General features: G+C 64.2%; 13 protein-coding genes. 10 read left to right on the top strand and 3 right to left on the bottom strand.

Features of this window, described 5'->3' with window-relative positions; translation table 11 throughout:
• Positions 1-28 precede the first annotated feature (28 nt).
• The gene (locus tag C8C93_RS06160; protein ID WP_158603244.1) at positions 29-748 is read right to left on the bottom strand and encodes a sensor histidine kinase; all 720 of its coding nucleotides are present in this window, start codon (positions 746-748) and stop codon (positions 29-31) included.
• A 120-nt stretch (positions 749-868) separates the two neighbouring features.
• On the bottom strand, positions 869-1,612 hold the full coding sequence (locus C8C93_RS06155) for a response regulator transcription factor (RefSeq protein ID WP_121422759.1): 744 nt from the start codon (positions 1,610-1,612) through the stop codon (positions 869-871).
• A gap of 568 nt (positions 1,613-2,180) precedes the next feature.
• Between C8C93_RS06155 and C8C93_RS06150 the strand changes: the two genes are divergently transcribed.
• From C8C93_RS06150 to C8C93_RS06135, 4 genes are all read left to right on the top strand, one after another.
• The gene (locus C8C93_RS06150; RefSeq protein ID WP_121420263.1) at positions 2,181-2,654 is read left to right on the top strand and encodes a hypothetical protein; all 474 of its coding nucleotides are present in this window, start codon (positions 2,181-2,183) and stop codon (positions 2,652-2,654) included.
• A gap of 147 nt (positions 2,655-2,801) precedes the next feature.
• Positions 2,802-3,236, top strand: coding sequence for a hypothetical protein (locus C8C93_RS06145; protein ID WP_121506262.1), 435 nt, complete (start codon positions 2,802-2,804; stop codon positions 3,234-3,236).
• Between the two features lie 40 nt (positions 3,237-3,276).
• Positions 3,277-5,031 carry a DUF4384 domain-containing protein gene (locus C8C93_RS06140; protein ID WP_121506261.1) on the top strand — a complete coding sequence of 585 codons (1,755 nt, stop codon included), beginning with the start codon at positions 3,277-3,279 and terminating at the stop codon, positions 5,029-5,031.
• A 46-nt stretch (positions 5,032-5,077) separates the two neighbouring features.
• Positions 5,078-6,277 carry an SEL1-like repeat protein gene (locus tag C8C93_RS06135; RefSeq protein ID WP_121506260.1) on the top strand — a complete coding sequence of 400 codons (1,200 nt, stop codon included), beginning with the start codon at positions 5,078-5,080 and terminating at the stop codon, positions 6,275-6,277.
• A gap of 111 nt (positions 6,278-6,388) precedes the next feature.
• Here C8C93_RS06135 and C8C93_RS06130 read toward each other — a convergent pair whose 3' ends face one another.
• Positions 6,389-7,285, bottom strand: a complete 897-nt coding sequence (locus C8C93_RS06130; RefSeq protein ID WP_121506259.1) for a LysR family transcriptional regulator — start codon at positions 7,283-7,285, stop codon at positions 6,389-6,391.
• A 484-nt stretch (positions 7,286-7,769) separates the two neighbouring features.
• Between C8C93_RS06130 and C8C93_RS25220 the strand changes: the two genes are divergently transcribed.
• From C8C93_RS25220 to C8C93_RS06100, 6 genes are all read left to right on the top strand, one after another.
• Positions 7,770-8,612 (top strand): collagen-like protein, encoded by an 843-nt coding sequence (locus C8C93_RS25220; protein WP_199726989.1) that lies wholly within the window; start codon positions 7,770-7,772, stop codon positions 8,610-8,612.
• Complete coding sequence (locus tag C8C93_RS06120; RefSeq protein WP_121506258.1) at positions 8,609-9,460, top strand: aspartyl/asparaginyl beta-hydroxylase domain-containing protein; 852 nt, start codon at positions 8,609-8,611, stop codon at positions 9,458-9,460. Before C8C93_RS25220 ends, C8C93_RS06120 begins: the two co-directional genes overlap by 4 nt.
• Entirely contained in the window at positions 9,448-10,473 is a 1,026-nt protein-coding gene (locus tag C8C93_RS06115) for a sulfotransferase family protein (RefSeq protein ID WP_121506257.1), read from the top strand. Before C8C93_RS06120 ends, C8C93_RS06115 begins: the two co-directional genes overlap by 13 nt.
• Positions 10,470-11,660 (top strand): ABC transporter substrate-binding protein, encoded by a 1,191-nt coding sequence (locus tag C8C93_RS06110; RefSeq protein ID WP_121506256.1) that lies wholly within the window; start codon positions 10,470-10,472, stop codon positions 11,658-11,660. Before C8C93_RS06115 ends, C8C93_RS06110 begins: the two co-directional genes overlap by 4 nt.
• A gap of 11 nt (positions 11,661-11,671) precedes the next feature.
• Positions 11,672-12,217 carry a phage tail protein gene (locus C8C93_RS06105; protein ID WP_121506255.1) on the top strand — a complete coding sequence of 182 codons (546 nt, stop codon included), beginning with the start codon at positions 11,672-11,674 and terminating at the stop codon, positions 12,215-12,217.
• A 278-nt stretch (positions 12,218-12,495) separates the two neighbouring features.
• Entirely contained in the window at positions 12,496-14,019 is a 1,524-nt protein-coding gene (locus C8C93_RS06100) for a CoA-acylating methylmalonate-semialdehyde dehydrogenase (protein ID WP_121506254.1), read from the top strand.
• Positions 14,020-14,080 lie beyond the last annotated feature (61 nt).

Genomic DNA, 14,080 nt, shown 5'->3' with positions numbered 1-14,080 from the left:
CCCGGATGCAGGTGCCGCCGTGCTCGCCCTAGAGCACCTGCAAATCTCCACCCGCCAGCGTTGCCCTGTGCGCCATCCCTGCCATTCCTTTGCCAGTGGCCACCGTGCTTTGCGGCCCCGGCGGCTCCATACCCCGGCCGTTGTCGCGGATTTCCATGCACCAGGCCCCGGTGTCCAGGAGGTTCCTCGCGCGCACCTCGATCTCGGTGCCCTGCGCATGTTGCAGCGCATTGCTCAAGGCCTCCTGAACAATGGCTACGAGATGGGTCGTGCTCTCCGGGAGCGGAAAATCTGCACATGGGGGCGTTTCAACATCCCACAGCATGCGGATGCCGCGCTGCGCCAGCACAGGACAGATGCGGTATCTCAGCTGCGCCAGGCGATCCGCCAGCGGTGCGTCCGCACTGTCCATGAAATCCACGATCAACCGCAGGTCGAGCAGGCACTTTTCCAGCGCCGCATGAAGCGCGGGCTCGCGGAGCTTCGAAGATTCCAGCAAGACCAGGGCGCAGACCAGTTGGGCGCCCAGGTTGTCATGCAGATCCCTGGCGATGCGCCGCCGCTCGGCAAGGACCTCCGTACTGGGCCGCGGGCTGAGCCGGGGGCGCCACTGCAAGGCCCTGGGCAGTTGCACCAGCAGCATTGCACCAAGCCCCATGGTCGCGCCCACCACAGCCAGTTCCCACCAGCGCTGCATTGACGAACTTACGGACCCGATCCAGTGAAATGCCACGGCAATCAATGCCATCTGTAGTAGCCAGATACCAACGCAAACGACGGCAAACCATGGTGGGCGGGTGCGAAACATAAGGGCATCTGCCTTTCCGGGACCTGCACATCTACAGCGGCTCCCCCCAATGAACGCTCGCTAAAACAGTCCCCGCAGCGAGGCAAAACGCACCGCTTGCGCGCGCGTGCGCACCTGCAGCTTGCGGTAGATGTTGCGCAGATGGGTGTTGACTGTCATGCCGCTGATCAGCAGGCGCGAGCCCACTTCGGCGCTGGTGTAGCCGCTGGCCACCATGCGCAGGATTTCTTTTTCGCGCTCAGACAGGCGCTCTGCCTCGTCGGGTTGTCGCCGCTTGGTCTCGGCGCCGTGGATGCGGTCAAAACGCTGCAGCAGCCTGCGGGCCAGGTTCGGCGTGATGGATGCGCCACCGTTGGCCACCTGCAGCACCGCCATCGAATAGTTGCGAAACCACGAGTTCTTGGCCACGTAGCCTGCAGCTCCCAGTTCGAATGCGCGCATGACCTGCTCGTCGTTTTCCATGACCGAAATGACCACGGCCTGCGCAGAAGGCCGCGCCGACTTGAGGAGCCCCAGCAAATCAAAGGCATCGCCATCGCCGAGATTGAGGTCCACCAGCAGCACATCAAAATCATGCTGCTTGATCGCTCTGCGCCCTTCCCTCACGCTGCCGGCCTGCGCAACGAGCAGGGTGCGGGGATCTGCCATCAGCTCCTGGGCGATGACAAGGCGGATATGCGGGTCGTCATCCACCAGAAGCACCCGCACCGGGCTGGCCTTTTGCCCCGTGAGAAAGGCAGGCCACACAGAAGGCGGGCTGTCAAAAGTGTCGAATTGCCCAGATGACCACTGCGGCGCTGGCATTGCATCTGCAAAGGGTAAGCAGGCCAACGCCGGCACGGGCGGGTTCGGAGAGTTGTCAGGCTGCCAGTTGCTCATCACTAGAAACTCCTGCGGACTTGGTCCATTGCGACTCAATGACGGTTTTCGCTGCTGTATCTCTGTACGAGGCTCCAAAGCCGACGCGGCTTTCAATTCCATTTTTTCCGCGCGCCACCCCAAGGGGCTGCGGCGCATCAAGATGCGGCAAAAAAAGATTGAAATCTATAACTAATTGTGAACTTCACAAACTTCACAAATGGTTACTACCTGAAATTCAGCGCTCGTTCCCCGCTTTTTCCTATTCACAGCAGTGCGCACCTTTGACCATGGCAGAGGAAGCAAAGTGAACGCAAGAAGCGGGTCGCTCCATAGATTGAGGTAGCCCGCCCAGCGTATTTGCGGCCGACACATCCAGGAACACACTGAAACCAGACAGCGCCACACGGCCATCGCCCCCTTCCGGGCACTGACCAGACAGCCTGTCCAGCCCTGCATCGCAGATTCGCTGCGGTTGCAGCATGTGTCGAAGTTCATCCTTGAAGGATCTGTCATGAAAACCCTTGCTTTCATCGCACTCAGCGCCGTTGCCACTGCCGCCCTGGCCACCGGTCCCGTAGCTTCCAGCCCGGAAATCACCATCACCGGGAACTCCACCCAGTCTGTGTCCCTGACTTCGGTGTCGGTGAACAACAACTCGACAGGCGCAAAGAGTGAAGCGTTCCAGAACCTCGCTTCCAACACAGGCAACGTCACCATCAGCGGCAACTCGGTCCAGACCGTGACCGGTTTCGGCGGAAGTCTGACCAACACCGCCAGCGGCAGCGAAGCCTATGCCAGCCAGAACCTCTCCTCCAACGTTGGCGAGGTCACCATCGGCGGCAATTCCAACCAGTTCACCGCCATGATCAATTCGTCGGTCAACAACCTGTCCAGCGGCAGCAACAGCAAGGCCGTGCAGAACATTGCCTCGAACAATGCCTGCTTCACCTGCCAGCCCACCAAGACAGTTGGCTGGCCCCACTGAGAGCGCCGCCACTGCGGCACACAACGGCCGATGGCGGCCTGGGTCCGGGCCGCGCGCAGCTGCCCGGACGTGTTTGCCAAGGAGCGCACTGGCATGGCTGCATTGGCAGCCCGGGTGCGGTCCTTTCCCCTTTCCAGGAGGTGTTCCATGAGCACACGTTTTTTTGCACACTGGGCGACATGGGCAGCCGCCTTCGCGGCCGTGCTTTTTGCGGTCCCGGCGTGGGCCCAGGCCCCCGGCGAAGACCCGGTCGTCCTCACCAAAAAGCTCACCATCCAGATGCAGCCCACAGGGGCGGCAGCGGCATCCACAGGCCTGGACAACGCCAGCACCATGCCGTCGTGGCTGCGCGCCCGCATTGCACGCTATGAGGCCAAGGCTTTCTCCGACGACCCGGGCGGCGTTCCGACCAACAACGACGTCGTCACCACCGCCAACGCGCAAGGCATGCAAAAGACCTGCGTTCAGGAGGTGGGCAGCAACACCGTATCGGGCGCCGCAACGGGCACGGGCAAATATGGCCCAAACCAAGCCCCCCAGGTGGTGGTGCTGCGGGGCGATCTCGTCAACATCTGCAAGTAACCCGTTCTGCCCTGCAGTTCCTGCAGCGAGGAGAGACAACATGCCGCCCATCGCACTCGGCCAGGCCCGTGCCGACAAGCACACCCAAGCGGGTCCCCACCACGCAACGCTGGGGGCGGTGCTGCTGGCACTGGTGCTTGGCGGCTGCGCCACCCCCCGGGACCAGCGCAAGGACCAGGAGTTTCAAAGCCTGGCCTCCATCACCGACCGGCCCGTGGTGCGCCCTACCCGCTCCATCTCCAGCTTTTCCGATTCGCTGATGTGCATGGACCACCTGCTGCGCGACGCACAGCTGCCGACCACGCTCATCACCAGCAAGCAGATCCCCGACTACTCCACCCGCGTGACCGTGGCCACCAAGGACATGGTGATCACCGCGCTGTCGCAGATGTCGCGCCTGAGCAATGCGTTCCGCTTCGTCGACTACGAGGTGGACATTGCGCGCCAGGACACGGTGCAGAACCTCACGACGATCCTGCTCAACAACAACCAGATGCAGTTGCAGCGGCCCGCGCTGTACCTGTCGGGATCGATCTCGTACGTGGACCAGAACGTCATCAACAACCGGTTCGATACGGGGCTTTCCGGACCGCGGATCGACCTGGGCTACAGCCAGAGCCGCAACGCCACCATCATCGGGCTGGAGATGCACCTGGGCGACTTTCGCACCCGTACGCTGATCCCCGGGCTCGACTCGGCCAACGAAGTCATCATCGGCAACGGCGGCCAAGGCGTTGATCTGGCCGGGCGCATCGGCACCTATGGAGTCCAGTTCAATGTGGGGCGCGACTACACGCAGGGATCGGGCGGCGCCGTGCGGACCCTGGTGGATCTGGCCACCATCGAGCTCGTCGGCAAATGGGCCCGCGTGCCGTACTGGCAGTGCCTGACGCTGGAGCAAAACCACCCGGATTTCCAGCGGCAGCTGCGTGACTGGTTTGACGAGGGCTCGCCTGCAGTGCGCACGCAGCTGGTGGCGCGCTCGCTCGCCAGCCAGGGGTATCTGGCACCCAGCGCTACACCGCTGCCCGACAACAGCCCTCTATTGCGCCGGGCGCTGGCGCGCTTTCAGGCCGACAACGGCATGGTGGTGACAGGGGTGGTGGACTTCCCCACCTACGAACGCGCGTTGCGCAACTTTGTGGGACTTTCGGCCCAGGGCACGCTGGCCCGCATTGGCTGGGCCAGCACGCATGCTGAGCCCGTGGCACAGGCCGCCGAAGGGCAGGCAGGGCCAGATGCTTTGGACGATGTGGTGACAAGCACGCAAAGTGCGGTGAAGTATGGCGCCACACCGCCCGAGCGCACCATCAACCTGCAGATCGAGAACGTGCTGCTGGAGCGCACAGCCTTCGAAGTGGGCGAGCAGATCTTCCTGTCCGCCACGGTGTCACGGGCCTCCTATTTGCAGTGCTATCTGGCTGATGCGACCGGAACCGTCATACGCCTGCTGCCCAATCAGGCACACCCTACAGGATGGGTATCTGCCAACCAGGCAATCCGCATCCCCGACTGGATGAGCCCCAACCCCGGTTTCATCATGGATGCGGCCAGCCCCGGCACCGAAGGTGTCGCCTGCTTTGCCACCGACGAAGACAGCACGCCCCGGCTGCCGGAGGCGCTGCGTGGCCCGCCGCTCAAGCCCCTCAAGAACTACCACGCACTGGAGCGGCTGAACGAAGCCTTTGCGGCGGCCTGGGGCGCTGGGGGATACACGGGCAACGCGGTGTACTGGAACGTGGTGCCCCGCAGGGTGGTACCGCCCGCCCCCGCACAACCCGCTGTGCGCAAGTAAGGACCGGCCCGCAAAGCCAGGCCATCCAGCACCGCGCAAGCCAGCAATGACCGCCCTGCCCCTCACCCGCCGCCGCTTCAACTGCGGCCATGTGGCCCATGCACTGGCAGCGGTCGGCACAGCCTTTCTGGGCCTGGCCTTGCCGGCGCTGGGGTCCGTGCATGCACTGCCCTCACCTGCCGAAGCCCCCATCGAACGTTCCTCCCTGCATGCAGCATCGCCACGCGCACCGGGGCCTGACCATCCTGACCGGGAGAAAAAGTTGCAGACACTTCGCCGCACAGCGCAAGGCGATGGGGCGGCCATGCGCAAACAGCGCCCCTCTGCGGTCCGTGTGACCTCCGACATGACCCCTGCCGATGCGGCCTGGTTGCTGGGCTTGCTGGCGCTGCATGGCCTGGCCATGCCCGCAGACCCGCCACAAGCCCAGCATTGGTTCGAGCGCGCGCAAATGCTGGGCCACCCACTGGCACCTGCCGGCCTGGCGTGGTGCCAGCTCAGCGGCTGTGTTGCAGCGCCCAACCCGGTCGCGGCCATGCACTGGATCGCTCTGGTGCGCCGTACAGAGCCTGGCCTGGCCAAGTACCTGCAATGGCATGCCGCCAAGGCACTGGCCCCCATGGACGAGCCCCGTGCCGCAGCACCGGCGCGGGACGCAGGCGCGTTGGCCCCGCCCCCATCGAGCCCCACCCTGCTGAAGCTGCTGACCGAGGCCAGCCGCGCGGGCAATGCACAGGCCAGAAATGAACTCGGTTTGGAATACCTGGCGGCAGGCGACTTCGAAAAAGCGCTGGCCCAGTTCCAGTCGGCGTCCACACGGTCTGAAGCCGCGGCAGCGAACGCCAGCCTGCTGACCAGCCGCATCCAAAGCGGACCCGCCGGGGGCGCACGGTCCGCACGCTACAGCGCAGCAGACTGGTACATCGAAGCCCGGAGGTATCACCAGGGCGATGGCGTTCCCGCCAACTACACCGAAGCCGTGCGCCTGTACCAGATCGCTGCCAGCAGCGGCGATCCCCAGGCGCGCCGGATGCTGGCGCTGATCTTCTCCCGCCCCGCGCCCGACGGCACCGTGGACGTCACCTGGATGCAGCAACTGGCCGCCATCGACATGGGTCCAGGCGGCGGCCTGCCCGCAGGCACGGCCCGGGCCGTGGCGCCCCAGGGCTGGCAGCGGGACCCCAGCCCTTTGTATGAATGGGTTCCAGCAGAGTGGAGAACCTCCGCCACAGCAACCCGGCACTGATCGGCCCCGGCGCCAGCGGGATGAACACGGCTTTGGTGGGCAAAAAATGAATAAAAACAGGCCCTGGCGCTTGTAGATAAAGCGCAAAACGCTATTATTTATATAGCAAATTCAAACAACTGCTGGCAACAAGAGCCCCTGCTGCGCTGCCACGGCTTCGCGCAAGAACGCCCACGTGGCCTGCATACGTGCAACGTGTTTGTTCTCTGCAGGCATCGACATCCAGAACGTTCGCTGAAACCGCGCCAGCCCAGGCAGCACCGGGATCAGCGACGGGTCCTGCGCCGCTACGAACGCAGGCAGCACCGCAAGCCCAGCGCCGGCACGCGCCGCCTCGTACTGCGCCAGGATGCTGGTGCTGCGCAGCACAAAATGCGCCGGGCGGTGCAGTTCGTCCAGGATCTGCAGTTCCTTGCTGAACAGCAGGTCATCCACATAGCTGATGAAGGTGTGGCCGCGCAAATCATCGGCCGTATGGATGGGCGCATGACCCGCCAAGTAGTTGCGCGCACCGTACAGCTGCAGCACATAGTCAGTGAGCTTGACCACCAGCACCGCCCCACGCGCCGGGCGTTCCAGCGAGATCACGATGTCCGCCTCGCGCCGCGACAGGTGCACCAGCCGGGGCAGCGCCAGCAGGTCCACCACCAGACCCGGGTGGCCCAGCGCAAAGCGGGCCAGTTGGGGCGCCAGGATCAAATTGCCAAAACCTTCGGTGGTGCCAATGCGCACCAGGCCGTGCAGGCCCTGGCGCACACCCGGGGCCGCGCTCTCGACCGCAAGAAAGGCCGTCTCCATCGCCTCCACCTTGGGCATCAGCTGCCGCCCGGCCTCGGTCAGCCGGTGGCCGCCTGCTTCACGGGCAAACAGGGCGGAGCCGACCTGCTTTTCCAGCGCCTGCAACCGGCGCGACACGGTGGTGTGCTCCACCCCAAGGCGACGGGCGGCGCCTGCCAGCGTGCCAGCGCGCGCCAGCTCCAGAAAATAGCGGAAATGGTCCCAATCCATGGCCCGATTGTGGCGCTCCGCGCAGAGATGGCGGAAAAACACCCGGCCCAGCGCCGCCGAAATCAGCCCGGTCCGGCCCCACCAAGACCCACGGGATAGGAACGTCATGTCGCCACGTATCGTTTGATACATGTCATTTAACAATTTACACAGTATGCTTTCTATTGCACACTCCGCCCGCGCTGAAACCTGCACACAGAACAGGGCAGCGCACCGCAACCAGAGCCATACGGGTCTACACACCCGCCATGGCGGCCAGCAACAGTTCAGCGCAAGGGAGAAAAGATGAACGCATTCGCGCAGCCTCCGGGGCTGTCTGCCGGCATGCCCATGCCGTGCAACGGGTCCCACCGGCTCCCGCGCCTGTCAGGGCGTTCACCTTCGCGGCCACGGGCCATTTGTCACCCCTCCCATCTTTTCGCACCACGGGGCCTGTCCTGTCCTGCCCTGCTTCGCCCACCCGCATCCTTAGCCTTCAACCTCTATGAAACGCACCACTTTTCCCTATAAGTCGCTTTGGGCTGGTCCGGCCTGCCTGGCACTGGCCACTGTGTCCGTCCACGCTGCGGATATAAGTTTCACGCCCCCGGCAGGTGGTGGATTCGTGGTCAAGGGGCCGGGCAATACCGAGCGCCTGCGCGTACAAGACTCTGGCGAAGTGCGGGTTCCCAGTCTCTCGGGAACGGCCAATACCAATGCCAATGTGCTGTGTTTTGACGGCCCGACCGGGCGTCTGGGCCAATGTGCTCCCGGGGTCACCACCGGAGCGACAGGTGCCACCGGTGCAACAGGAGCAACAGGCCCGGCGGGCCTGACAGGGGCCACAGGCGCCACCGGCCCGGCCGGTGCCACCGGCGCCACGGGCAGCGCAGGTCCAACGGGTGCCACGGGCTCGGCCGGTGCTACAGGCGCTACCGGACCAGCGGGAACACCCGGCGCCCAGGGAACAGCAGGCCTTACCGGCGCCACGGGTGCCACCGGCTCGGTGGGCCCGGCAGGTGCCACAGGGGCCACCGGCCCCCAGGGTCCTGCAGGCAGCAACGCGATCACTGTCAATATTCGGCCAGCCACTGGCACAGGCACGGCAGACAGCTGCGCTGTGACCTCCTGCTGCAATGCGGGCGAGAAAGTCATCGGCGGCGGGTACGAAGGGGCCAGTGGCGCTGGGGGGATCGAAGCAGACGGTGTATATGTGGCGGCCAACCGCCCCGTCGAAGGCGGTGCTTGTGCGGCCGGGGTGCAGGGCTGGTCAGTCCGCCTGCTCAACTCCTACCGCGTTCCCGCTTTGACGACCGCCTGCAGTGCTTACGCCATCTGCACGCAATGACGTCTGCGGAATCATCGCTTGCTGAACTGCCACCACGGGGCCTGTGGGTGCAGGGCGCGCAGACAGCTCGGCTGCCCTGGCGGTTTGACACCCCCGCCGCCCTGGCAGAGGTGAATGCGCTGCCGGCCTCCCTCTGGCGCACCCATTTCAATGAAGGCCGCCATGACGGGGGATGGCAGGCGCTGGCGCTGCGTTCTGCGCCCGAGGCACCTATCGATGTCGTTCCCGTGGATGTGGCTGCCTCGCGCTATGCCGACACACCGGCCCTGGACCAATGCCCCACGCTGCGCGCCATGCTGGACACCATGGCATTGCCATGGAAGTCCGTGCGGCTGATGCAATTGCTGCCGGGCTGCGAGATCAAGGAGCACACCGACGCCGACCTGTGTGTGGGGCGCGGTGAGGCCCGCCTGCATGTGCCGCTACAAACCGGCGAACGGGTGTTCTTCCATGTGGATGGAGAGCGCATTCCGCTGCGCGCTGGCGAATGCTGGTATGTGGATGTGTCGCGCCCGCACCGGGTGCGCAACCGTGGAACCCTGAGCCGAGTCCACCTGGTGGCCGACACCTCGGTGGACATGCGCTTGGTCGATGCCCTGCGCGCGAGCGACTGCGGTGACCCCCTGCCCGACGCGGATGACCCGTGGCGCCAGTTCATCCAGTTCCGCGACCTGGTGGGGACCAGCGCTGACTACGCAGAGCGACTCAGCACCATCACCAACCTGGCCGACTTCGTGCGCGAGTCGGTGCACATGGGGCAGGCCGCGGGCTTTCAATTTGACGCATCGGACGTGGAGTCGGCCATGAAGGCCGGGCGCCGCGCATGGACTGAGCAATGGGTACTGTGAACTTCAGCGGCTGGCGACCCATTCGCTTTTACATCGCCCAGGGCCAGGTGATGGTGGACTGGGCTCGCCTGCTGGACACGCCGCTGCGTGAACCGTTTTTCCAGCATGGCATCCAGAATCAACTGAGGCACCCGTTCCACCTGGCGTTTCGGCGCCAGACGCCGCTTCACGACCTGCTGGCCTGGCATGAGCAATCCCCAGGTCTCGATCCTTCGCTCGTCATCTTCCATGTGTCGCGCTGCGGGTCCACCCTGATCACACAAACGCTGGCAGAAAGCCCCCACCACCTGCAACTGTCTGAGCCCGGCCCCGTGGACTTCCTGGTAAGACAGGCGCTGGCCAGTGGGCTGATCGACGAAGCCCAGGTAGTCCGTGCGTTGCGCGCGTGGACCAGCGCCTGGGCGCAACGCTGCGACAGCGCCAGCCCACCGCTGCAGACCATGAGCCTCAAGCAGGACGCCTGGAACACCGACAAGGCAGCGCTGTTTGCAAAAGCCTGGCCCGATGCGCCTTGGGTCTTCCTCACCCGCGAGCCGCTCGCGGTGCTGGTGTCCCAGATGCGCGAGCGTGCGTTTTTTATGATCCCAGGCGCGCTGGGTCTGAACTTTGGTGAGGTCAACCCTGGCGAAATGCCCGCCATGTCTGCTGAGCTGCACTGCGCCCAGGTGCTTGGCAGTATCTACGCAGCCATGGCGCAGCAGTTCGACCCCACACGCGCGCTGTTGCTCGACTACGCCCAACTGCCCGATGCCATCGAAACACAGGTGCTCCCCCACATGCGCTGGCAGGTCTCGCACGCGGATCGCGAAAGAATGCGCGAGCGCGCCACACGGCATGGAAAGCAACCCCACGAAGTCTTTGAACCAGATACACAAACCAAACACAGCATGGCAAGCGACCTTCTCCAATCCTTGACTGCGCAGTGGATCGCACCTCATTACGAGAGGCTCCATGCGCAGCGGCGCAGCCGCCCTGCGGCAGTTACCACCCAGTCTGAGGAAGCACTGCAATGATTGCGGCACTGCATCGACGCCATTTTCTGGCCACCGGCGGGGCCGCAGCGGCCACCGGCGTTCAGGCTTCCACCCCCCTCCTGAACTCCCTGGGCACAGCAAACCCACGCTGGCGCATCTTGGCCATCGCCCCCAGCTCTGCAAAACTGCCGGAGCTGACCCGTGACTACCAGCAAGGTGTGGAGTTGGGGCTGGCCCAGGCCGGAGCCTCGTCCCAAGTCGCCCTGACCTGGCTGACTGCAGGCTTGCTGCCGTCAGCGCCAGCCAAGGCAGTGGGTGCGGCGCTTCAAGCCAGGCCGTTTGACGCGGTGATGGGATGGATGCCTCCCGCGCTGGCAAACAAAGTGTCGCCCTTGACAGAGTCGGCAGGCGTGCCACTGTGGATCAGCGACACGGGCGCAGACATGGTTTCGCAGTCTGATACCCACCCGCTGACGGTTCGCCACAGCCTGGAACTGTGTGCCATGGCCACAGCCCTCGCCGACCGGGTGTACGCGCAATGCGGCCCGCGCGCCTTTCTCAGCATGGGGCGGCACGAGTCGGGCTTTGACTTCCTGCAGTCTTTTCAGCAACGCTGGCAGGCGCTGGGTGGGAAGGTGGTGGGCCGCCACATTGCCGACATGCCGGGCAACGCCTCCGAATTTGGGGGCCTGAAGCAGTCCATCATTTCGCACCAGCCCGATGCGGTGATTGCACTGTATTCGGGCCCCCAGTCGCAGCGCTTTGCGCAATGGTGGCAAAAGCACTCTGCGGCGCTCCACACCAACCTGGCGGGCTTGCCGTGGCTGCCTGAACACAACCCAGGTGTTCATGCGCACACGATTGCGACCTGGCCCCAGGCCCAATCGGCCGACGCTGGCTGGAGGGCCCGCTTGGCCCAGGCGGGCCTCGGCTGGACGGCGGCTGCACTGCTGGGTGCCGAGGCGGGCGCCACCCTGGGAACAGCCCTGGTCACTGCTCCCCTGGGCACCCACATGCGCGACCTTTGGGCCGGCCTGCACCACACCCCCCTTGTAGGCCCCCGCGGGGAGCGCCAATGGGTGAATGCAGGCACCGACAGCGCGGGCCCCCTGTGGGAAAGCACCCTCTTGGGCGTCAGCGCCCGACGACAACACCCTACCTCACACCCCACACCAGCAGCAGTCGTTGCACAGCGCGGCTGGACCACTGGCTATCTTTTGACTTAAGGAGTACACCTATGTCCAATCCATTTCTCGGCGAAATACGAATGTTCGGAGGCACCTTTGCCCCCGCTGGCTGGGCGTTTTGCAATGGCCAACTTATAGCTATCTCACAAAACTCTGCATTGTTTGCCCTGCTGGGCACCACGTATGGAGGAAACGGGCAAACGACCTTCGGCCTGCCCGATCTGCGAGGGCGAGTTCCCATGGGCCAAGGTCAGGGTCCGGGACTTTCATATCGCAACCTTGGTGAGGTTACAGGCATCGAAAATGTCACGTTGCTCTCCACCAATTTACCGGCACACACGCACACCGTCTCTCTCTCATCCCCCGCAACCACCAGCCTGGGCACGCTCATGGAACCGGGTCCAGGTGCGATACCAGCAGCATCCAACCAGCGCAATGCGCAGTACGCGCCCAGCGCCAGCGCCAATACGCAACTGCCGGTGAGCACTGGCAACACCACAAGCGCTGGAAACAACTCGCCTGTTTCCGTGATGCAACCGTCTCTGGCTGTTAGCTTCATCATCGCTTTGCAAGGCATTTTTCCCTCCAGAAATTGAGTGCTCCGCGCTGCGCGCATCAGGAAAAGGGGCAGGCCGCAGGGCCTGCCCTTTTTTTCTGGAGGCGGACCCTCCCGTCGATGGGGTGAAGCGCAAGCTCCAAAGGCTTCCCCTTCATCTGGAAGCCCATGAACTGAAGGGCGAAGGTGCAAGGCAAATAATGTGCGTAAAAGCACATCCAAATTGCAATTTGACGCATTGCAATTACATATTTGCACGCATACCATGCACAGGTTGGCCCCTTTGCAGGCCCTTCACCACACCCCGGAGACAAACCCATGAACGCACCCACCAACGTGGCCGCACTGGCCCCCACCGTCAAGCTGCTGATCGGCGGCCAGTTCGTCGAATCCAAGACCACTGAATGGCGCGACGTGGTCAACCCCGCCACGCAAGAGGTGCTGGCCCGCGTGCCGTTTGCCACCGCTGAAGAAATCGACGCCGCCGTGGCCTCGGCCAAGGAAGCGTTCAAGACCTGGAAGAAGACGCCCATCGGCACCCGCGCCCGCATCTTCCTCAAGTACCAACAGCTCATCCGCGAAAACATGGCCGAACTGGCCGCGATCCTGACGGCAGAACAAGGCAAGACCCTGCCCGACGCCGAGGGCGATGTGTTCCGTGGCCTCGAAGTGGTCGAACACGCTGCCAGCATCGGCAACTTGCAACTGGGCGAGCTGGCCAACAACGTGGCCGGTGGTGTCGATACCTACACCCTGCTGCAGCCGCTGGGCGTGTGTGCGGGCATCACCCCCTTCAACTTCCCGGCCATGATCCCGCTGTGGATGTTCCCGATGGCGATTGCCACGGGCAACACCTTTGTGCTGAAGCCTTCGGAGCAAGACCCGATGGTGACCATGCGCCTGGTGGAGCTGGCGCTCGAAGCAGGCATTCCACCCGGCGTGCTCAACGTGATCCACGGCGGCGAAATGGCCGTGAACGCGATCTGCGACCACAAGGACATCAAGGCCGTGTCGTTCGTGGGCTCCACCAAGGTGGGCACCCATGTGTACAACCGCGCCACCCTGGCCGGCAAGCGCGCGCAATGCATGATGGGCGCCAAGAACCACGCCATCATCCTGCCCGACGCGAACAAGGAGCAAACGCTCAACGCGATTGCCGGTGCCTCGTTTGGCGCCGCTGGCCAGCGCTGCATGGCCCTGCCCGTGGTGGTGCTGGTGGGCGAGGCACAAAAGTGGATTCCCGAGCTGGTGGCCAAGGCCAAGACGCTCAAGGTCAACGGCGGCACCGAAAAGGGCACCGATGTGGGCCCGCTGGTGTCCTGCGCCGCCCTCGCCCGCGTGGAAGGCCTGATCGAGCGCGGCATTGCCGACGGCGCCACGCTAGAGCTCGATGGCCGCAAGCCCACGGTGCCCGGCTATGAAAAGGGCAACTTTGTGGGCCCGACGATCTTCTCGAACGTGAAGCCCGGCATGGCCATCTACGACCAGGAAATCTTTGGCCCCGTGCTGGCCCTGGTGCCCGCCGCCGACATCGACGAAGCCATCGAATTCATCAACGCCAACCCCAACGGCAACGGCACCGCCATCTTCACCCAGTCGGGTGCAGCAGCGCGCAAGTTCCAGGAAGAGATCGACGTGGGCCAGGTCGGCATCAACGTGCCAATCCCTGTGCCAGTGCCGCTGTTCTCGTTCACCGGCTCGCGCGCTTCCAAGCTGGGTGACCTGGGCCCATACGGCAAACAGGTCGTGATGTTCTACACACAGACCAAGACGGTAACGGCCCGCTGGTTTGATGACAGCACGGTGAGCCAGGGCGTCAACACCACAATTAGCCTGAAATAACCGCCCTGAGCGGCTGCGCCGCTTCCCCCTTTTCTCTGCATCGCTGCGCGATGCCGAAGGG

This window comes from Acidovorax sp. 93 (assembly GCF_003633835.1).
Lineage (GTDB): Bacteria > Pseudomonadota > Gammaproteobacteria > Burkholderiales > Burkholderiaceae_C > Acidovorax > Acidovorax facilis.
The sequence above is the reverse complement of the archived record's forward strand: the minus strand, read 5'-3'. Positions and strand labels throughout refer to the sequence as shown.